This window comes from Kitasatospora sp. NPDC088779 (assembly GCF_040685395.1).
Taxonomy (GTDB): Bacteria; Actinomycetota; Actinomycetes; order Streptomycetales; family Streptomycetaceae; genus Kitasatospora.
This window is the reverse complement of record NZ_JBFBHW010000085.1, coordinates 1-19,712: the sequence shown is the minus strand read 5'-3', so window position 1 is coordinate 19,712 and position 19,712 is coordinate 1. Positions and strand designations below refer to the sequence as shown.

The window sequence follows — 19,712 nt, the reverse complement described above, 5'->3', positions numbered from 1 at the left end:
TACATGATCGCCCTGCACCGCTCCGGCCGACGGGGCGAGGCCCTGGAGGCCTACCAGCGCCTGCGCAACACCCTGGTACGGGAGTTGGGCATGGAACCCTCGGCCGGACTGCGACGGCTCCAGCGCTCCATCCTGCTCGCCAACCCCGATCGCCCCGAGCCCGACCGTGCCGCCGGCCCCGCCACCCCCGCCGACCAGACCCCTCCTCGCACCACCCGGCTCACCCGCGTCGGCTGAGCCCGCCACGGAGGCGGCCCGCCGAATCGCTGACTAAGACCCCAGGTCCGGCCGCGGGTGGCCGGTCAGGCCCAGGTAGTGGCCGAGCCGGGCGGCCGCGTCGAGCATGGCCAGGCCCTGGGCGGTGAGCCTGCGTTGCCAGCTGTCGAGGGCGTCGGCCAGGGAGGCCGTGCCGCCGGCCGTCCGCACCTGTCGGACCACGGTGGCGATGTGGTCCAGCGGGTAGCCGCCGCGCCGGAGCAGGTGGGCGAGTTCGGCGTCGCGGATGTCGTCGGCGCGGAAGGCGCGGTGCCCGGTGGCCTGGTCCCGGGCGGGGGTGAGGATGCCCGCGCCCTCCCAGTTGCGCACGGTCGCCGGGGTGACGCCGAGCCGGTGGGCGAGTTCGCCGATGCTCAGGACGGCGCCGTCCACCGCGGGCTCCGCCGATGGGCCAGCCTCAAGATCCGCCGCAAGATCCGTCTCAAGGTCCGCTGCAAGGTCCGCCGAGAGATCCCGCGCCGCGTCGGGTCGCGCCGTCAGGTGGTGCACGGCCTCCCGCACCGCGTCCAGGGTGTCCCGGTCGCGGAGCAGTTGGCCGTGGCCGCGGTCGATGGCCGTCAGGGCGTCGTCGAGCCCGCCCCGGTGGAGTGCGGTCATGATCCGGCCGCCGGTCGCGTGGCCGTACGCCGCGACCAGGGAGCGGTAGGCGTCGAGCGCGGCCGCGTGCACCTCGGTGTAGATGCGGTAGCCGCTGGCGGTGCGTTCGGCGGGCGGGAGGAAGCCGTCCCGCTCGTAGTTGCGCACGGCCTGGGTCGAGAGGCCGTGCCCGCGGGCGAGGTCGGAGGGGCGCATGGTGGTCACCGGTTTGAGACTTCAGCGGAGGATCGGGCGGTCGGAGCAGGAAAAGTCTCAACCGTTCTTTCAAGGATACGCTTGAGGGTCATGAGTCAGGACTTGCGAGACCTCGTCCCTCCGTCATGCGCACTGCTGGCGCTCGGTGAACCCACCCACCGGGAACCGGCCTTCGCGCGGATCCGCAACGAGCTGTTCGCCCAACTGGTCGACCGGGGATTCCGGTCGATCGCCCTCGAAACCGACCGGGTGGCCGCGCTCACCGTGAACGACTTCGTCCAGGAGGGGGTGGGCACCCTCGACTCGGTGATGGGCGAGGGCTTCTCCCACGGCTTCGGAGAGCTGGACGGCAACCGGCGGCTGGTCGCCTGGATGCGCGACTACAACCGGAGCCGGCCGCCGGCGGACCGTCTGGCCTTCCACGGCTTCGACGCGCAGACGGAGAACACCAGCGCACCCAGCCCGCGGCGCTACCTCGAACACGCCCGCGACTACCTCGGGCTCGACCTCGACCTCGCCGGCCTGGTCGGCGAGGACCAGCGCTGGAGCCGCCCCGAGGCGGTCCTGGACCCGGAGATGTCGCCCGGCGCCTCCGCCGAGGCGGAGAAGCTGCGGACGGTCGCCGACGACCTGCTCACCCTGCTGTACGCGCGGGCCCCGGAACTGGTCGCGGCGACCTCGCGCGCCGAGTGGCTCAGGGCCAGGACGCACCTCACCGCCGGCCTCGGTCTGCTCCGCTACCACCGGCAGTCGGCCGAGCGCCTGGAGCCGGGCGCCCGGCTGTCCGGCCTCCTCGGCACCCGGGACGTGCTCATGGCCCAGAACCTCCTCGACATCCGCGGCGGCGAGGCCCGCCGAGGGGGGACCCTCGTCTTCGCCCACAACCTCCACCTGCAGCGGCAGCCGAGCGCCATGCGGCTGGCGGACCTGGACCTGACCTGGAGCGGCGTCGGCGCGATCCTGAACTCCCTGGACGAGCCGTACACCTTCGTCCCCGGCAGCCTGGGCCGCAGCGAGGCCGTCGGGCTCCAGGAGCCCGAGCCGGACACCCACGAGGGCGCGCTCCAGCGCGGGGCCGCCACCTGGGGACTGGTCGAGCCCGGTGCGGCCGCCGGTGGCCGGACGCGCACCGACACCACGCCGGAGCAGGGCTACTTCCCGCTCGACCGGGCGGTCCTCGACGGGGCCGACGCGATCCTGCACATCGGCGACGGGACCGCCGCCGCCGCGCTCTGACGGCGGCCTGCGGAGGACGGACCCCCGGCAGCGTCAGGTGCGGGCCCCCGGGCCCGGATAGGACGTCCGCAAGTGGCCCAGGAGCGCGGCCGTGGGCGGCGCGGTGGGGCGGCCGGTCGGCCAGGCCAGCGCGATCCGCACCAGCGGGACGGGGTCGGTGAGCGGCCGGATCCGCAGCCCGGCGGCGGGCGGCGGATCCGGCAGCACGGCCACGCCCAGCCCGTGCGCGGCGAGTTCGGCCAGCTGCGGCGGGGCGGACGCCTCGACCGCGACCGTGGGGCGTGCCCCGGCCGCGGCCAGGGCCTGCTCCAGTGCCGTCCGCAGGCCGGTGCCGCGCGGGGTGCTCACCAGGGCGTGCCCGGCCAGTGCGGCGACCGGCAGGGGGCCGTCCGGTCCGCCGGCCAGCGGGTGGTGCCCGGTGAAGGCGGCGACCAGCGGGGCTTCCAGCACGGTGTGCAGGGCGAGCCCGGCCAGCGTCCGCCAGCCGTCGTCGTCGTCCCGTCCGCTCGCGGTGGTGGGCAGGCCGATCACGGCGAGGTCCAACCGCCCCTCGCGCAGGGCGCCGAGCATCCGCGCGGTACCGTCCTCGGCCAGCGAGAGGTCGATGCCCGGGTGGTCGCGGCGGAACGCGGCGAGCGTGGTGGCGAGTCCGGGAAGGCCGTCCGCCCCGGCCGGCGGGACAGGACCCAGGGCTGCCCCGGAGACCAGCCCGAGCCGGACGTGCCCGCGCCGCAGTCCGCCGAAGTCCTGCGCCGTCTGCCGCGCCGCCGCGGCGGAGGCGAGCGCCGCCCGCGCGTGCGGGAGCACCGCCTCGCCGACCGGGGTGAGCCGGACGCCGCGCCCGCCGCGGTCCAGCAGCCGGTGGCCCAATTCCTTCTCCAGCTGCCGGATCTGGGCGCTGACCCCGGGCTGGGTGAGGTGCAGCAGTTCGGCGGCGCGGGTGAAGCTGCCCTGCTGGGCCACGGTGACGAAGTACTGGAGCTGCCGGAGTTCCATAACTTCTGATGATAGGTGGAAGAACTCCCCGGTCTTGGACGTCCGGAGGGTCCCGGCCGCAGGCTGGAGGCATGGGAACCGTGCAGCACGACCAGGCCGTCGACTGGGTCCGCGAGCAGATCGCGGCCGAACGCCGGGAACTCGCCGAGGTGTTCACCACCTTCTCCCCGGACCAGTGGAACTCCCCTTCGCTGTGCGCAGGTTGGCGCGTTCGCGAGGTCGCCGCCCACATGAGCACCGGCTTCCGCCACTCCACCGCCCGCAGTCTCGCGGACCTCATGCGGGCCGGCGGCTCCCTCCACCGGATGACCGACCGGGTGGCGCGCCGCGACGCCGCCGCCCTCACCGACCGCCAACTCGCCGCCGCTCTCGCCGACCACGCCGAACACCCCTGGCGCCCCCCGGTCGGCGGCCGGATCGCCGCCCTCGCCCACGACGTCGTGCACGGCCTCGACATCACCACCGCGCTCGGCCTGCCCTCGCGCCTACCGCTGCCTCGGGTCACCGCCCTGCTCGCCACCGTCTCCCGGCGCAGCCTGCGCTTCTTCGGCGCCCGACTCGACGGTGTCCACCTGCGGGCCACCGACACCGCCTGGGCGTACGGCGAGGGCCCGGCCGTGGTGGAGGGCCGGGCCGAACACCTCCTGCTGCTCACCTACGGGCGCCGGCTGCCGCCCGGCCTCCTCACCGGCCCGGGCGCGGGGCGGTTCACCCTGGACGGGTAGCGGGCGCGTCCGCTCTCGCGTGCCCGGCCGTCGGCGGGAGCGCCGTGCGGGTGCCGGAGCAGATCACCGGGCTGACCCACGGTCCCGCCCCGGCCCCGGTGGCCGAGGGGCGCCACCGCGCGGTTCGCTCCCCGCGGCGCAGTCGGGCGCGCGCGGGGGCGCGCAGGGGTGGCTAGGATCGGAATCGCCCATTCCGGATAGGCGGTGAGACGGGAAGCAAGGTCTCCGATGGCCCCGAGGTCCGAGCAGTGGCCGCCGTACGTGCGGTTCGCGCCGTGGTTGCTGATCGTCGCCGGGCTCGTCTGGAACTCCCTGGATCCCGCCGATTACTGGGGCGACCCGCTCCTCGCGGCCGCCGCCGTCCTGACCGGCGCCCTGCTGACCTTGCGGGACACCCTCGCGGTGGGCGTCGCCAATGTGACCGGCATCCTCGTGCTGGCCGTGCGGGACGGCTCGATCGGCACCCAGGACGGCTACCTGGAGCTGGTGAACACGGCCTTCGCCGCGCTGCTCGGCGTCTGGGTCAACCGCGTCGTCGCCCGGCACGGGGAGCGGCTGGCGCAGGTGCGGTCGGTGGCCGAGGCCGCCCAGCGGGCGGTGCTGCCCGAGCCGCCCGCGCGAGTGGGCCGACTGTCGGTCGCCGCCTGCTACCGGGCGGCGCAGACCGAGGCGCTGATCGGCGGCGACGCGTACGCGCTGCAGGCGACCCCGCACGGCGTACGGGTGCTGATCGCGGACGTGCGGGGCAAGGGGCTGCAGGCGGTCGGCGCGGTGTCGGTGCTGCTCGGCGCGTTCCGGGAGGACGCCCACCGGGCGCCGGACCTCGCGGCGCTGGCCGACGGGCTGGAGCGGGCGCTGACCCGGGAGAGCACGCTGCTGGCCGAGGAGGTGCGGCTGGAGGGGTTCATCACGGCGCTGCTGGTCGAGTTCCCGCCGGGTGAGGACGTCGTGCGCACGCTCGACTGCGGGCACCCGGGACCGTACCTGCTGGGCGGGCCGGAGGCGGTGCGCCGGCTGGATGCCGCCGACCCGGGGCTGCCGCTCGGGATGGGCTCGCTGGGCGTGGCCCGGCCGGCGCCGGAGACCCGGCCGTTCCCGCCGGGGTGCACGCTGCTGCTGGTGACCGACGGGGTGACGGAGGCCCGGGACGCGGCCGGGGAGTTCTACGATCCGCTGCTCGCCCTCGGCCCGCTCGGCCCGTTCGACGGCCCCCAGGAGGCCGTCGACGCGCTGGTGGCGGACGTGGAGCGGTGGACGGGCGGGCCGCGGGACGACGACATGGCGGTGCTGGCGGTGACCTGCCGGGAGGCGGACTGAGCGGCGGGGCCCGGTCCGGCCCGTTCGGCGGCGCGGGTGCTTCTTCCCACGGCCTCCCGCGACGCGGCCGATATCACGATCAGATGACGGACAGTCAGTGTTTCGCATGATCCAGCCAAGTTGAGTGACGGCGTCCGGTGGCCGGAATGCGAATGCCCGCATAGCGGACGGCGAATTGGACGTGCGGGGCCCGCGGTGCGCCGGGTGGCCGTGCGAGTGGTCCGCCCCAGGTCGGCGGCCTGCGCGGACGTCCCGGCGGGAGCGTGCTCGGTCGTATGGGGTCCGTAAGGGCGGGTCGCGGGAGTGGCGCGATCCGGCCGACCCGTGGTTCGTCCGGAAACGGACGCGATGCTTGCCCAGTAGCGAAGTGGTGACCGAAAGTCGCACTGATGAACGAGACGCCAAGCCCCCGCCGCGACCGCCTGCTCGGCCACCGCGACTTCCGACTCCTGCTCACCGGAGCCGCGACGGCCCAGACGGGCAGCCAGGTGACCCTGGTCGCGCTCCCGTTGGTGGCGGTGATGGTGCTCGACGCCACACCCTTCGAGGTCGGCCTGCTGACCGCCGCCGAGACCGCCGCGTTCCTACTGGTCGGCCTGCCGGCCGGCGCCTGGCTGGACCGGATGCGCAAGCTCCCGGTGCTGATCCGCGCCGACGTGGTGCGCTGCCTCGCCGTCGGGTCGATCCCGCCGGCCGCCGCGCTCGGCGTGCTGACCATGGCCCAGCTCTACCTGGTGGCGCTGGTCACCGGGGTGGCGACGGTCTTCTTCGACGTCGCCCACCAGTCCTTCCTGCCGTCCGTCCTGCCGCGCGAGCAACTGGTCGGGGGCAACGGCGCGATCGAGACGGTCCGCTCCTCGGCGCAGATCGTCGGGCCCGGGCTCGGCGGCGGCCTGGTCCAACTGCTCGGCGCGTCGCTCGCCATCGTGGCCGACGCCGTCGGCTACCTCGCCTCCGCCCTGCTGCTCGCCCGGATCCGGGTCGAGGAGCCCCGACCGGAGCCGGCGCCCGGACGGTCGCTGCGTGCCGAGGTCGCCGAGGGCGTGCGCTTCGTGCTCGGGCACCCGCTGCTGCGCGCGATCGCCGCCGCGACCGCCGTGTCCAACCTGTTCGCCGCCGTGCTGGCGGCCGTGCAGACGGTGTTCTGGGTGCGGGTGCTCGACCTCGCGCCGGGCGCCATCGGTCTGCTGCTGTCGGCCTCCGCCGTCGGCGGCCTGGCCGGGGCGCTGTGCGCGGGGCGGCTGGCGGCGTGGCTCGGCCAGGCCCGGCTGATCTGGCTCGCCACCGTGGTGACGGCGCCGTTCGCGCTGCTGTGGCCGCTGTCCGGCCGGGGCGCGGGCGTGGTGCTGTTCGGAATCGCCTCGGCGGTGGTGCTGTTCGGCGCGGTGGCCTACAACGTCGCCCAGGTGAGCTTCCGGCAGAGCCTGTGCCCGCCGGAGCTGCTCGGCCGGATGAACGCCACCATGCGCTTCCTGGTCTGGGGCACGCTGCCGATCGGCGCGCTCGTCGGCGGCACCGTCGCCGACGCGGCCGGACCGCGCGCCGCGCTGTGGCTGTGCGCGGCGGGCTTCCTGCTCGTCCCGGTGCCGCTGCTGCTGTCGCCGCTGCGCCGGCTGCGGGACCTCCCGGCGGACACCGCCGCCACGGCCGGGGAGGAGCCCGTCGCGAGCCCCGCCGCCTGACGCACCCGGCCGCCCGACGAGCCCCGCCGCCTGACGTCCGAACCGAACCGAAACCGGAAACCGGAGACCGTTCCGTGCACGCCAGCATCACCGCCGCCTACCTCGCCCGGTACCGTTCCGCCGCCGCCGACTCCCCGATGGACCTGCTCCCGCTCACCGGCGCCCAGCGGCGCTTCCTGATCACCCGCAGGCTCGCGCCGCAGGGCCGGCCCGATGTCGTCCCGCTGTTCCACGCCTACCCGGGCGGCACCCTCGACCTGCCCCGGCTGGCCCGCGCCGCCGCCGCCACCGCCGCCCGGCACCCGGCGCTGTGCGGCGGCTTCGGGACGGTGCGCGGCACGCCCGTCCTGCGGGTCGGCGCCCCCTCGGCCGAGGCCGCCCGGATCGCCGTCCCGCCCGGCGGCACCGCCCGCTCCGCCCTGCGCGAGGCACTGCTGGACTGGCCCGCCGACGGGCCCGCGCTGCGCCTGCTGGTGGCCCGGGAGCCGGACGGCGAGGAGGAACTGCTCGCCCTCGCGGTGGACCACGCCGCCTGCGACGAGCAGTCGCTCGGCATCCTCACCGCCGACCTCACCGACGCCTACGCCCGGGACGACCACGCCCAGGAGGCCGTCGCCGCCCCCGACCAGGACGCCCTGGCGGCCTACCGGGAGGCCGTCGAACGGCAACTGGCCGCCGAGGACGCCGCCGGCGGCCCCGCCGCACAGGCCCACTGGGGCCGCAGGCTCGGCGGCGTCACCGGGACGGGCGGGGGAGCGGCCGGCTCCACCGGCATGCTCAGCCACCGGCTGCCCGCCGCCGAGGGGGCCGCTCGCACCGCTATCTTCCCCGCCCTGCTGGACGCCACCGCGGCCGCCGCCCACCGGCTGCACCGGACCGACGGGCAGCTCGCCCTCGGCTACCCGTGGGGCGGCCGCCCGCCGGGTGCGCCCGCCGCGCTCGGCTGTTTCCTCAACACCCTGGTGCACCCCGCCGCACCCGGCGCGGCCGCCGCCCTGGAGGACCTCGCCGACGCCTGGTGGGACGACCTCGACCACGCCGACACCCCGTTCGACGAGGTGGTCCGGGCCGCCCGCACCGCCGGCGCCCCGTGGACGGGCGCCCTGGACGGCATGCTCACCCTGGAGGACCTGCACCGCCGCCCGCCGCTGGTGTTCGGCGGCGTGCCCGGCCGGGAGACCCACCTGGCCGGGCGGCCGCTCGCCGCGCCGTTCGCGGTCGCCGCCTCGCACGGCGACGACCTGCTGGTGCGCCTCGCCTGGGACCGCGAGCGGTTCCCCGAGGACGCCGCCACCGCCGCCTTCGACGACCTGCTCGCCACGCTGCGCCGCCACCTGCGGGCGGCCTGACCCGCCCCGGCCTGACCCCGCCCCCCGGCCTGACCTCGCGTCGGACGCCTGATCCGCACGCCCGCTCCGGACGCCTGATCCGCACCCGACCCGAAGCCGCCCCGGACCCGACCCGAAGCCGTACCGGACCTGCACCGGACGTCCGCATCAGGACGCCCGCCCCGGACGCCTGACCCGCCCCGGACCGAAGCCGCCACCGAGCCCCCACACCGACCGCCGGGCCGCGCCACCACCCCGGCGTGCCCGGAACCAGGGCCGGGCCATCCACGCCCGCCCCGCCACCACAGGGCCAACACGCCCACCACACAAGGGAGTCACCGATGTTTGCGCTCTCCTCCTCGCAGGAGATCGTCTGGCTGCACGAGCAGATGCTGCCCGGCAGTCGTGCGTACAACTTCACCGCCGTGCTCGACCTCTGGGGCGCCCTCGACGAGGACGCGCTGCACGCCGGACTGGCCGCCGTCCTCGCACACCACCCGGGCCTGCGCCTGGAACTGGTCGCCCGCCCGGAGGGCCTGCCCGGCCAGCGGGTCGCCGAGCACTGCGAACCGACGCTGCGCCGCAGCGACTTCGCCGCCGAGGCCGACCCGGAGGCCACCTTCCGCGAGCTGCTGGCCGCCGAGGCCGAGGAGCCGGTGGACACCGAGAAGGCGCCGGTGCTGCGCTGGCACCTGGTGCGCCTCGGCACGGACCACCACCGGCTGATCCACGTCGAGCACCACCTCGTCCACGACGGCCACTCCTTCGCGATCCTGCTGCGTGACCTGTTCACCGTCTACCGCGCCCACGTCCTCGGCGAGCCCTACCAACTGCCCGAGGCGCCCTCGTACGAGCAGCACGCCCGCACGGCCGTCGACCCGGACGCCCGTGAGCGCGCGCTCGCCTTCTGGCTGCGGGAGCTGGCCGACGCCCCGCGCGAGGTCACCCTGCCCGGGCTGGCCAACCCCGGCGCGGTGCGCCGCCACCGCGGCGGCCAGATGCGCCAGGCGATCGGCGCCGACCTCGCCGAGCGGCTGCGCACCCGCAGCAAGGAGGACGGGCACACCCCGTTCAGCACGCTGCTCACGCTCTTCGCCGAACTGCTGCGCCGGCACTCCGGGCACCGCGAACTCGTCGTCGGCACCGCCGTCGGCAACCGCCCGGAGGGCTTCGAGGGCACCGTCGGCATGTTCGTGAACACCGTGCCGCTGCACCTGCGGCTGGACCCGGCCGCCCCCGGCACCGAGGCCGTCGACGAGGTGACCGACGTCCTGCTGCGTGCGCTGCCGTACCAGGACCTGCCGGTCCAGGAGCTGACCCGCCGGCTCGGCCTGCACACCGGCGGCGCCGACAACCCGCTGTTCAACGTGATGTTCAGCGCGCACGACGCCGCGCTGCCGGACGTCCAGGCGCCCGGTCTCGAAGTCTCGCTGTACGAGGGCTTCAACACCGGCACCACCCGCTTCGACCTCGACCTGGTGCTGCTGCCCGACGACCGCCGGGTGGTCGGCGAGAAGCACGGCGGCGCCGGGATGACCCTGGTCTGGGACTACGACGCCGACCTGTTCGGCGAGGCCGAGGCCACCCTGCTGGCCGACCGCCTGCTCCAGCTGCTGCGCTGCTACCTCGACCGGCCCGAGGCCACGCTCGCCGCGCTCGACCCCGCCCCGGCCGCCGAACCCGCCATCGCCGTCGCCCGGGCCGGTCTCGACCCGGCCGCCGCCCACGACCCCACGGCCATCGCGATGATCGCCGGCACCGAGCGCCTCAGCTACGGCGAGCTCGACCGCCGCGTCACCCAGCTGGCCGAACGCCTGCGCGCCGCCGGCGTCACCCCCGGCCAGCCGGTCGCCGCCGTGCTGCCGCGCGGCGTGGACAGCGTCGTCGCCCTGCTCGCCTGCCTGCGGTACGGCGCCGTGTACGCGCCGCTGTCCGCCGAGGACCCGGCCGCCCGGCTCGGCCTGCTGCTGGACCGGCTGGCCCCGGCCCTGGTGCTGGCCACCCGGCAGAGCGCGCTCGCCCTGCCCGCCGAGGGCGTCACCCCCGCGCTGCTGGACGGCCCGGCCTTCCCCAAGGCCGAGCCCGCCGCCGTGCTGGACGGCGCCGCCTACCTGATCCACACCTCCGGCTCCACCGGCGTGCCCAAGCCCGTCCTGGTCGGCCGCGACGCGCTCGCCGGGTACGTCGCCGCGATCGCCGCCCGCTACGAACTGACCCTCGCCGACCGGGTGCTGCTGTTCGCCCGCCCGTCCTTCGACGTGGCGTTGGAGGAGGTGCTGCCCGCGCTGGCCGCCGGCGCCGCCCTGGTCGTGCCGCAGCGCGAGGTGCCCACCGGGCCCGAGCTCGTCGCCGTGCTCGCCGCCCGCGGCGTCACCGTCGCCAACCTGCCGACCAGCTACCTGCTCGCCGTCCGCGAGGACCTGCGCGAGGCGCTGCGCGACGGCCGCTGGGCGCCCCGGCTGCTCGTCCTCGGCGGCGAGCGCCTGCCCGCCCGCGCGCTGGCCGGCCTGACCGAGGCCACCACCGTGCTGAACGCCTACGGCGTCACCGAGGCCACCGTCACCTCCACCGTGTACGAGGTCACCGCCGCCGACGTGGCCGAGGACGGCGAGATCCCGCTCGGCGCCGAACTGGACGGCGTGCGCCTGCACGTCCTGGACGAGGCGCTGCGCCCGCTCCCGGCCGGCTGTGTCGGCGAACTCGCCGTCAGCGGAGACCTGTTGGCCGATGGCTACCTCGGCCTGCCGGAGCCGACCGCGGCCCGCTTCGTCACCGTGCCCGCCCTCGGCGGCGAGCGCGTCTACCGCACCGGCGACCGCGGCTACCGCGACCTGCGCGGTCGGCTGTGCTTCCTCGGCCGCGCCGACAACCAGGTCAAGCTCCGCGGCCACCGGATCGAACTGGAGGAGATCGAGGCCGCGGCCTCCGCCGAACTCGGCGGGCGCTCCTGCGCGGTGGTGCTGCACACCGACCCGCAGGCCGGCCCGCGCCTGATCGGCTTCCTGGAGGGCGCCGACCGCCCCGACCAGGCCGCCCTGCACGCGGCGCTCGCCCAGCGGCTGCCCGGCGGGCTCGTCCCCGCGACCTGGACGGCCGTCGAGACGATGCCCACCCTGCCCGGCGGCAAGCCCGACCGCGCCGCCCTCGCCCGGCTCGCCGACGAGGCCCCCGCCCAGGAGGCCGCCCCGGCCGCCGAGAGCGCCTTCGCCGACCCCGGCCAGGAACTGATCGCCGCCGCCTGGCGCGAGGTGCTCGGCCACGACCGCTTCACCGCCGAGTCCCACTTCTTCGAGGTCGGCGGCCACTCGCTGCTCGCCGCCCAGCTCGCCGCCTGGCTGGAGCCGCACCTCGGCAGCCGCCCGCCGCTGCGCACCCTGTTCCGCCACGCCGTCCTGGCCGACCAGGCCAGCGCGCTCACCGGCCAGCACCCCGGAAAGGCAGACCGCGCATGACCGCCCCCTCCGCCGTCCTCGAAGACGGCCACCGCGAACTCGTCGACGCGTTCGAGAGCTTCGTCCGCCGCGAGCTCGTCCCGCTGGCCGCCGAACTGCCCGAGACCGCCGACGAGGTGCCCGCCGAACTGCGCGCCTACGTCCGCAAGCGTTCCGCCGCGCTCGGCTTCTACGCCGGCGACTACCCCGAGGAACTCGGCGGCGCCGACATGCCGTTCACCGCCGTCGTCCTGCTGCACCACGCCGCCGGGCGCAGCGGTTGCCCGCTCGCGCCGTACGCCCTGGCCGGCTCCGACGGCCCCAGCCCGTTGCTGCGGCACGGCACCCCCGAGCAGATCGAGCGCCACCTCGTGCCGCTGGTGCGCGGCGAGCAGACCCGCTGCCTCGCCCTCACCGAGCCGCACGCCGGCTCCGACGCGTTCCGCCTCACCACCACCGCCGTGCGCACCGCCGACGGCTGGGTGCTGAACGGCCGCAAGACCTTCGTCAGCAACGCCGACCGGGCCGGCCTGGTGCTCGTCGTCACCGCCACCGACCTCGGCGAGGGAGCCGGGCCCACCGCCGGCGCCACCGCCTTCGTCCTCCCGATCGACCAGCCCGGCCTGCGGATCGGCCAGCGCTACGAGGGGATGTCCGGCGAACCGCTGTTCGAGCTGCTGCTCGACCAGGTCACCGTCTCCACCGACGCCGTGATCGGCGGCGAGGAGGGCGTCGGCGCGGCCACCGCCCTCGCCATGGACAGCCTCTCCCGGGGCCGCCTGGTCGTCGCCGCGATGTGCAACGGCATCGCCGAGTACGCGCTGCGCATGGGCGTCGAGTACGCCCGCGAGCGGCGCGCCTTCGGCAAGGTGATCGGCGAGTACCAGCACGTCCAGGAGCACCTGGTGGCCACCCGGGCCGAGGTGGAGTGCTCCAAGCTGCTCACCCTCGCCTGCGCCCGGCTGGTCGACGACGGCACCGAGGCGCCGGAGAACGCGGCGCTCGCCAAGCTCACCGCCTCCGAGACCGCCGTGCGCGCGGTGGACCGCTCGCTCCAGGTGCACGGCGCCACCGGCTGGGTGCGCGGCCACCCGCTGGAGTTCCTGTACCGCTACGTGCGGATGACCACGATCATCGAGGGGACCTCCGAGGTCCAGAAGGTGATCATCGCCCGCTCCATGGGCCTGAACTGACAGTCCGTCAACGGCCTGTCAACGGCCTGAACCACCTGGAGACGATGATGGAAACCCTGAGCATCGAATACGGTCGCCCGCACCAGGACGGCGCGGTCCTCGACCTGTTCGCCACCTGGGTGCACCGGACCCCGGACGCGCCCGCCCTGATCGACGGCGCCCGCACCTACAGCTACGCCGAACTCGACCGCCTCGCCGACACGGTGGCCGCGGCGCTGCGCGACCGGATCCGCCCCGGCGACCTGGTCGGCGTCTGCCTCGGCCACTCCGCCGCCCTGGCCGCCGTCACCCTCGCCACCGCCAAGCTCGGCGCCGTCCACCTGCCGCTCGGCCCGCGCCCCGGCGAGCGCCGGCTCCAGGCCGTCGCCGAGCAGCTGCGGCCCGCCTGCCTGGTCGGCGACCCGGCCCGACTGCCGCATGGCGGCGAGCAGCTGGCGCTCGACCTGGACCCGGCCAGCGACGTGGTCGCCGCGTTCGTCCCCGGCGAGCAGGTCCACGTGCCCGCCGGCACCCACTACGCGGTGCTCACCTCCGGCTCGACCGGCACCCCCAAGGCCGTCGCCGTCGGCGAACCCGCCCTCGGCGCGCTGCTCCACTGGTACCGCGAGCTGACCGGCCTCGGCCCCGGCGAGCGGCACAGCCTGCTGATCGGCGTCTCCTTCGACCCGCACGTCCTGGAGCTGTGGGCCACCCTCACCTCCGGCGCCGCGCTCACCCTCGCCCCCGAGGCCGTCCGCTGGGACCCGGGCGCGCTCACCGACTGGTGGCGCGAGGCCGGCGTCACCGTCAGCATCCTGCCCACCCCGCTCGCCGAACCGATCCTGGCGCGCGCGTGGCCGGACGGGCTGGCACTGCGCCACCTCACCATCGGCGGCGACCGGCTGCGCCGCGCCCCCGGCCCGGACGTCACCGCGGCCGTCCACAACGCCTACGGTCCCGCCGAGGCCACCGTCACCACCACCGTGCACACCATGGCGCCCGGCCTCGACCACGGCGCCGGCGCACCGCCGATCGGGCTGCCCGTCCCGGGCGCGGTCGTCCTGGTCACCGACGAGGAGGGCCGACCGGTGCCGCGCGGCCAGGCCGGCGAACTGCGCATCGGCGGCCGGGGCCTGGCCGCCGGCTACCTCGACCCCGAGCTGACCGCCCGGCGCTTCGTCGGCGTGCCGCCCGGCGTGGACGGCATCGACCGGGTCTACCGCAGCGGCGACCGGGTGGTGATGCGCGCCGACGGCGTGCTGGAGTTCCACGGCCGGCTCGACGACCAGGTCAAGGTCAGCGGCGTCCGGGTCGAACCCGCCGAGGTCGAGGCCGCGTTCGAGCGCGACCCGCGGGTGCGCCGGGCCGTGGTGGCCGCGGCCCCGGCGCCCACCGGCGGTGTCCGGCTGCTCGCCTTCGTCCAGACCGTCGAGGGGTCCTCGGCGGCCGACGCCGACGAGCTGCTGGCGGCGGTCCGGCCGTGGCTGCCCGAGCAGGCCGTCCCGTCGGCCGTCCGCCTGGTCGACACCTTCCCGCTGGACGCCAACGGCAAGGTCGACCGCGCCGCCCTGCTCCTCGCCCCGACGGCGGACGAGCCGGTCGCGGCGGAGGAGGGCGCCACGCCCAGCGAGCGCACCGTGCTGCGCCTGTGCCGCGACCTGCTCGGCCGCGCGGACCTCGGGCCCGGCGACAACTTCCTCGCCTCGGGCGGCAACTCGCTCGCCGCCGCACGGCTGCTGGAGGCCCTGGAGGAGGAGTGCGGGGTGCGGCTGCGCGCGCCCCTGGTGCTGCGCCAGCCCGACCTGCGGGCCGTCGCCCGGCTGGTGGCGGAACGGCAGCCGACCGCCGCCGCCGCCGTCTGACCGCCCGCCCGCCCGTACGACCTGCGCAGGGCGCCCCGGCCGTTCGCGGCCGGGGCGCCCGGAAGGGACCCACCATGCCCACCGCGACCCTCCCGGACCTGATCGCCCGGCACGCCCAGGAGCGCCCCGACGCCCTCGCCGTGACCGACGGCTCCACCGTTCTGACGTACCGTCAACTCGTCGACTCCTCGGCCCGGCTGGCCGCGACCCTGACCGCCCGGGGAATCGGTGCCGGCAGCGCCGTCGGCCTGCTCTGCGCCCGTTCCACCCGCCTGGTCGTCGCCCAGCTCGCGATCTGGCGGACCGGCGCCCACGTCGTCCCGATCGACCCGGCCTACCCGCGCCAGCGCATCGCCGAGATGACCGGGGACGCCGGAGTCCGGCTCGTCCTCGGCGACAAGACGCTGCTCGCCGAGGCCGGACTCGCCGAGGAGCAGACCCTCGCGCTGACCTCGACCCTCGTCCTGGCCGAGCCCGCCGCCCCGGCCGGGAACGGCCCCGACGCCATCGGTGCGGCCGCCCCCGACGCCGCCGAGCCGGCCGCGCCCGCCCTGCTCTTCTACACCTCGGGCTCCACCGGCCGGCCCAAGGGCGTCATCGTCCCGCACAGCGCCGTCGCCGACCTGGTCACCGCCCAGGACGCGTTCACGCTCGGCCCCCGCGACCGGGTCCTGTTCCACTCCACGATCAGCTTCGACGCCTCCACCTTCGAACTGTGGGCCCCGCTGGCGCGCGGCGCCGCCGTCGCCGTCTCGCCGTCCGACCGGCCCACCGCCGAGGAACTCGTCCGCGACATCGAGCGGTTCGGCGTCACCACCGTGTTCATCACCACCGCCCTGTTCCACCACCTGGCCGCCCGGCAGTCCCGGATCTTCGGTGTGCTGCGCACCCTGGCCGTCGGCGGCGAAGCCCTGTCGCCCGAGTACGCGGGGGCGGTGCTGCGCGCCTTCCCCTGGCTCGAACTCTTCAACGTCTACGGGCCGACCGAGGCCACCACCTTCACCACCCTGCACCGGATCACCCCGGCCGACTGCACCACCGGCCCGGTCCCGATCGGCCGGCCCTTCGGCGGCGCCCGCACCCTCGTCCTCGACCAGGAGCTCGCACCGGTGCCGCCCGGCACCGTCGGCGAACTGTGGATCGCCGGCGGCCGGCTCGCCCAGGGCTACCTGGACCGGCCGGAGCTGACCGCCGAGCGCTTCCGCGACCTGCCCGGCACCGGCCGCGCCTACCGCAGCGGCGACCTCGTCCGCCAACGCCCCGACGGCGCACTGGAGTTCCACGGCCGCACCGACGACCAGGTGAAGGTCCGCGGCTTCCGGATCGAACCCGGCGAGGTCGAGCACGCGCTGCTGCAGTTCCCCGAGGTCGCCGAGGCGGCCGTCGTGGTCCGACGGCCCGGCCACACCGACGCCGCGCTCACCGCCTGCCTGGTCCTCGCCGACGGCAGCCGACCGGCCGTCGAGACCCTCCGTGCCCGGCTCGCCGACCGGCTGCCCGCCCACCTGGTGCCCACTGCCTGGACCGTACTCGCCGCCCTGCCGCTGACCGGTACCGGCAAGATCGACCGCCGCGCCCTCGCCGCCGCCGACGAGACGGCCGCCGACGGACCCGGCACCGCCGCCGCCCTCACCCCGATCCAGCAGGCCGTCGCCACCGCCTGGACCCGCGCCCTGGAACGCCCGATCACCGACCCGGCCGCCGACTTCCTCGCCGAGGGCGGCCACTCGCTGCTCGCCATGTGGGTCGTCGACGACCTCCGCGAGGACCTCGGCGTCGAACTCTCGCTCGCCGACTTCCTCGGCCACCCCACCGTCGCCGGCCAGGCCGACCTGCTCGAACGAGCCCTGCGCGCCGCGCACGACGACACCCCGCAAGGAGCCACCCGATGACCGCCGAGCACCCGGCCGTCGACCAGACCGCCGACCAGGCCGACCTGCTGCGCCGCGCCCGCCGCAACCGCCCCGCCGCGGGCGGGCGCCCGGCGGCCCCGCAGAGCGCGCCGACCGGCCAGGGCGACGGCCCGGCCGGCCCCGCCCCGCTCTCGCACGCCCAGCAGCGGATGTGGCTGATGGACCACCTCGGCCAGGGCGGCGCCCTCTACAACGTCCCGCTCGCCACCCGCCTGCGCGGACCGCTCGACCCCGCCGCCCTCGCCACCGCCCTCACCGGCCTCACCGAGCGCCACGCCGTCCTGCGCACCCGCTACGGCCGCCAGGGCGACCAGCCCCACCAGCAGACCGACCCGGTCACCCCGGTGCCGCTGCGCACGGTGGACGCCACCTGGGAGAACGGCGCCGGGAACAACGCCCCCGCCCTGCTCGCCGCCGAGGCCGCCCGCCCCTTCGACCTCGCCACCGGCCCGGTCCTGCGCGCCCTGCTGCTGCGGCACGGCCCGCAGGACCACACCCTGCTCCTGAACATCCACCACATCGCCGTCGACGGCGGCTCGCTGCCCGTCCTCGCCGCCGACCTGGCCGCCCTCTACGCCGCCGCCCGCGACGGCGTGGCGCCCCAACTCCCGCCGCCCGGACCGTCGTACGCCGACTACGCCCGCGAGGAGCGCACCCGCGACGCCGAACTCACCAGCGCCGCCGACGCCCGCGCCCGACACCTGGCCGGCGCCCGCCCGCTGGCGCTGCTGCGGCCCACTCCGCCCGGGGCACGCGAGCGCCGGGCCACCCTGCACGCCGCCCCGCTCGCCCCCGCCACCGTGGAGGGCCTGCGCCGGCTCGGCGCCCGGCACGGCGCCACCCTGTTCGCCGTCGTCCTGGCCGCCGCCTTCGCCACCCTGCGCACCGCCGCCGACCAGGCCGACCTCACCCTCGGCTGCGCCAGCGGCCAGCGCCTGCGGCCCGAGCTGCGCCGTACCGTCGGCCTCGGCGTCAACACCCTCGCGGTGCGCGCCGACCTGGCCGGCGATCCCACCTTCACCGAGGTGCTCGGACGGGCCCGGACCGCGCTGCTGGACGCGCAGCAGCACCACGAGATCCCGTTCGACCTGATCGTCGAGCGGCTCGGCGCGGCGGCCCGCGGCGCCGACGGCACCCCGCTGCTGTCCGTCAGCTGCGACCTCGTCCACCCCGCCGAGCCGCTCACGCTGCCCGGCCTCACCGCAGAGGACGTCGAACTCGACCTGGGCCTGGCCAAGTTCGGCCTCGCCCTGCTGGTCGAGGACGGCCCGCAGCCGCGCTGCCTGGTCCAGCACGACCGGGACGCCCTCGACGAGACCACCGCCGAGCAACTGCTCACCGCCTTCGCGGACCTGCTCGCCGCCGTCGCCGCCGACCCCGACCAGCCCCTCTCCGCGCTCCCCGGCACCCGCCTGGCCACCGCCCAGCACCCGGCCCTTGCCGCACTGTCGGCCGACTCCCGGGTGGTCGAGGCGGCCGTCGTCGAGACCGCCGACGGCCCGCCGCTCGCCTATGCCGTGGTGCGCGGCCCGGTCGCCCCGACCGGCGTCGAACTGCGCGCCGCACTGCGCGGCCACCTCGCCCCCGCCCACCTGCCGTCCGCCGTCACCCTGCTGGACCGGCTGCCCCGGCACGCCGACGGAACCCCGGACCGCGGCCGGCTGCCCGGCGCGGCCCCGACCGCCCCCGAGCGGTCCGGCCCGCTCGACACCGTCCGGACGGCCTTCGGCGAACTGCTCGGCACCACCCCGCCCGCCGACGGCGACTTCTTCGCCCTCGGCGGCCACTCCCTGGTCGCCGTCCAGCTCGCCGAACGCCTGCGCACCCGCACCGGCCTGCCGCTCACCGGCCTGGACGTGCTGGAGCAGCGCACCCCGCGCGCCCTCGCCGCCCTGCTCGCCACCCGCGAGGACGAGCGCCGCGCCGCCCCCGCCCGCACCGGCTCCCGCCCGGGTACCCGCACCCGCGCGGGCACCGTGCTGCTCACCGGCGCCACCGGCGGTGTCGGCGCGGCCGTCCTCCAGGAACTGATGGCCCAGGGCCGCCCGGTCCGGACCCTGGTCCGGCCCGAGTCCGCCCACCTGCCCGCCCTGCACGGCGCCGAACTGGCCGAGGGCGACCTCGCCGACCTCGACAGCCTGCGCCGCGCGGTCGAGGGTGTCGACGCCGTCATCCACGCCGCCTGCACCTTCACCGAGCACGCCGTCGACCTCGCCGCGATGCGCGCCCTGGTCGAGGGCTGGCGCGGCGGCCCGTTCGTCTTCGTCAGCAGCATCGACGCCTACGGCCGCCCGTCCGGCACCGACATCCCCGAAGGCGGCCCGACCGGCGAACCGGTCAGCCCCTACGGACAGGCCAAGCTGGACTGCGAGCGCATCCTGTTCGAGGCGGCCGCCACCGGCCGGGGCCCGGCCACCGTGGTCCGCGCCCCGATCGTCTGGGGCCCGCACCAGCGCCTGCGCGACCAGCTCCGCTGGGGCTCCACCGGCGACCTCTACCAGGCCGCCCTGGCCGGCCGCCCGATCGCCCTGCCCGCCCCCGCCCCCGGCGACCGCTCCGCCTGGTACGGCGCCGCCTGGGTGCACTCCGCCGCCCTGGCCCGCGCGCTCGCCGCCTGCGTCGCCGACGGCAACCCGGCGGCCGGCCGGATCGTCAACGCCGTCAACGGGCACGTCTCCTGGGCGGACTTCACCGGCGAGCTCGTGCGCCTGCTCGACTCCGGCAGCCCGCTGGACCTGCGCCCCGACGCCGATCCCGAACTCCGCCGCTCCTGGCACTACCGCGCCGAGACCCTCGCCGCCCCGCTGAGCCCCGAGCCGGGCGAGGACTGGCGCACCGTCCTGGCGGCGATGGTCGGCTGACCTGCACCGCTCCGCGTCGTGGGGGGGGGGCCCGGGGCCGCCCCCCCCGCCCGATCGGGGGAGGACACCAGGGGACTAGAGTGACAGATGGGGATTTGGGGGGTTGGGGGGTGTGGGGGTT

13 protein-coding genes are annotated in these 19,712 nt (G+C 76.5%); 11 read left to right on the top strand and 2 right to left on the bottom strand.

Translation table 11 applies throughout. The features are described from left to right. Positions 1-237 (top strand): BTAD domain-containing putative transcriptional regulator (locus AB0P03_RS39455; RefSeq protein WP_363633542.1); only part of this gene is annotated, 237 nt, incomplete at its 5' end. A 33-nt stretch (positions 238-270) separates the two neighbouring features. On the opposite strand, the gene AB0P03_RS39450 is transcribed toward AB0P03_RS39455, so the two are convergent. Next, positions 271-1,068, bottom strand: coding sequence for a TioE family transcriptional regulator (locus tag AB0P03_RS39450; RefSeq protein WP_363633544.1), 798 nt, complete (start codon positions 1,066-1,068; stop codon positions 271-273). Positions 1,069-1,158: 90 nt separating this feature from the next. Between AB0P03_RS39450 and AB0P03_RS39445 the strand changes: the two genes are divergently transcribed. Then, the gene (locus AB0P03_RS39445) at positions 1,159-2,304 is read left to right on the top strand and encodes an erythromycin esterase family protein (RefSeq protein ID WP_363582745.1); all 1,146 of its coding nucleotides are present in this window, start codon (positions 1,159-1,161) and stop codon (positions 2,302-2,304) included. Between the two features lie 33 nt (positions 2,305-2,337). Here AB0P03_RS39445 and AB0P03_RS39440 read toward each other — a convergent pair whose 3' ends face one another. Next, positions 2,338-3,300: a LysR family transcriptional regulator gene (locus AB0P03_RS39440; protein ID WP_363582747.1), complete on the bottom strand. Its 963-nt coding sequence runs from the start codon at positions 3,298-3,300 to the stop codon at positions 2,338-2,340. Between the two features lie 71 nt (positions 3,301-3,371). On the opposite strand from AB0P03_RS39440, the gene AB0P03_RS39435 reads away from it, so the two are divergent. The 9 genes from AB0P03_RS39435 (at position 3,372) to AB0P03_RS39395 (ending at position 19,591) form a co-directional block, all read left to right on the top strand. After that, positions 3,372-4,025 (top strand): maleylpyruvate isomerase family mycothiol-dependent enzyme, encoded by a 654-nt coding sequence (locus AB0P03_RS39435; protein ID WP_363582749.1) that lies wholly within the window; start codon positions 3,372-3,374, stop codon positions 4,023-4,025. A gap of 228 nt (positions 4,026-4,253) precedes the next feature. Next, positions 4,254-5,342 carry a PP2C family protein-serine/threonine phosphatase gene (locus AB0P03_RS39430; protein WP_363633541.1) on the top strand — a complete coding sequence of 363 codons (1,089 nt, stop codon included), beginning with the start codon at positions 4,254-4,256 and terminating at the stop codon, positions 5,340-5,342. Between the two features lie 389 nt (positions 5,343-5,731). Continuing rightward, complete coding sequence (locus tag AB0P03_RS39425; protein WP_363582753.1) at positions 5,732-7,024, top strand: MFS transporter; 1,293 nt, start codon at positions 5,732-5,734, stop codon at positions 7,022-7,024. A gap of 74 nt (positions 7,025-7,098) precedes the next feature. Continuing rightward, positions 7,099-8,373, top strand: coding sequence for a non-ribosomal peptide synthetase (locus AB0P03_RS39420; RefSeq protein WP_363633539.1), 1,275 nt, complete (start codon positions 7,099-7,101; stop codon positions 8,371-8,373). A 320-nt stretch (positions 8,374-8,693) separates the two neighbouring features. Next, entirely contained in the window at positions 8,694-11,804 is a 3,111-nt protein-coding gene (locus tag AB0P03_RS39415; RefSeq protein ID WP_363633537.1) for an amino acid adenylation domain-containing protein, read from the top strand. Continuing rightward, positions 11,801-12,976, top strand: coding sequence for an acyl-CoA dehydrogenase family protein (locus AB0P03_RS39410; RefSeq protein WP_363582759.1), 1,176 nt, complete (start codon positions 11,801-11,803; stop codon positions 12,974-12,976). Before AB0P03_RS39415 ends, AB0P03_RS39410 begins: the two co-directional genes overlap by 4 nt. 47 nt (positions 12,977-13,023) lie before the next feature. Further along, positions 13,024-14,817, top strand: a complete 1,794-nt coding sequence (locus AB0P03_RS39405; protein ID WP_363633535.1) for an AMP-binding protein — start codon at positions 13,024-13,026, stop codon at positions 14,815-14,817. Positions 14,818-14,891: 74 nt separating this feature from the next. After that, positions 14,892-16,709 (top strand): non-ribosomal peptide synthetase, encoded by a 1,818-nt coding sequence (locus tag AB0P03_RS39400; RefSeq protein ID WP_363633533.1) that lies wholly within the window; start codon positions 14,892-14,894, stop codon positions 16,707-16,709. Next, complete coding sequence (locus AB0P03_RS39395; RefSeq protein WP_363633532.1) at positions 16,706-19,591, top strand: condensation domain-containing protein; 2,886 nt, start codon at positions 16,706-16,708, stop codon at positions 19,589-19,591. Before AB0P03_RS39400 ends, AB0P03_RS39395 begins: the two co-directional genes overlap by 4 nt. Positions 19,592-19,712 lie beyond the last annotated feature (121 nt).

Coding starts and splice junctions, on each gene's coding strand:
- AB0P03_RS39450 (WP_363633544.1), bottom strand. CDS start 1,068: ATGCGCCCCTCCGACCTCGCCCGCGGGCACGGCCTCTCGACCCAGGCC.
- AB0P03_RS39445 (WP_363582745.1), top strand. CDS start 1,159: ATGAGTCAGGACTTGCGAGACCTCGTCCCTCCGTCATGCGCACTGCTG.
- AB0P03_RS39440 (WP_363582747.1), bottom strand. CDS start 3,300: ATGGAACTCCGGCAGCTCCAGTACTTCGTCACCGTGGCCCAGCAGGGC.
- AB0P03_RS39435 (WP_363582749.1), top strand. CDS start 3,372: ATGGGAACCGTGCAGCACGACCAGGCCGTCGACTGGGTCCGCGAGCAG.
- AB0P03_RS39430 (WP_363633541.1), top strand. CDS start 4,254: ATGGCCCCGAGGTCCGAGCAGTGGCCGCCGTACGTGCGGTTCGCGCCG.
- AB0P03_RS39425 (WP_363582753.1), top strand. CDS start 5,732: ATGAACGAGACGCCAAGCCCCCGCCGCGACCGCCTGCTCGGCCACCGC.
- AB0P03_RS39415 (WP_363633537.1), top strand. CDS start 8,694: ATGTTTGCGCTCTCCTCCTCGCAGGAGATCGTCTGGCTGCACGAGCAG.
- AB0P03_RS39410 (WP_363582759.1), top strand. CDS start 11,801: ATGACCGCCCCCTCCGCCGTCCTCGAAGACGGCCACCGCGAACTCGTC.
- AB0P03_RS39405 (WP_363633535.1), top strand. CDS start 13,024: ATGGAAACCCTGAGCATCGAATACGGTCGCCCGCACCAGGACGGCGCG.
- AB0P03_RS39400 (WP_363633533.1), top strand. CDS start 14,892: ATGCCCACCGCGACCCTCCCGGACCTGATCGCCCGGCACGCCCAGGAG.
- AB0P03_RS39395 (WP_363633532.1), top strand. CDS start 16,706: ATGACCGCCGAGCACCCGGCCGTCGACCAGACCGCCGACCAGGCCGAC.